The organism is Vibrio sp. 10N.222.55.C7 (genome assembly GCF_041473335.1).
Lineage (GTDB): Bacteria > Pseudomonadota > Gammaproteobacteria > Enterobacterales > Vibrionaceae > Vibrio > Vibrio crassostreae_C.
In genome coordinates, this window is the sequence record NZ_JBFRSC010000112.1 from 1 (window position 1) to 209 (window position 209).

2 tRNA genes are annotated in these 209 nt (G+C 53.1%); both read left to right on the top strand.

Annotated features, from left to right (window positions below):
- Positions 1–34: 34 nt before the first annotated feature.
- Positions 35–111: transfer RNA gene (locus AB4482_RS22885), tRNA-Ile, on the top strand.
- Between the two features lie 14 nt (positions 112–125).
- Positions 126–201, top strand: a tRNA-Ala gene (locus AB4482_RS22890).
- Positions 202–209: the final 8 nt, after the last annotated feature.

The window sequence follows — 209 nt, forward strand, 5'->3', positions numbered from 1 at the left end:
TTGATTAGGTTTAGAAAAGTTAAGAGACGATATTGGGTCTGTAGCTCAGCTGGTTAGAGCGCTCGCCTGATAAGCGGGAGGTCGGTGGTTCAAGTCCACTCAGACCCACCAATATCGACCTAGATGGGGCTATAGCTCAGCTGGGAGAGCGCCTGCCTTGCACGCAGGAGGTCTGCGGTTCGATCCCGCATAGCTCCACCATCTTTAAG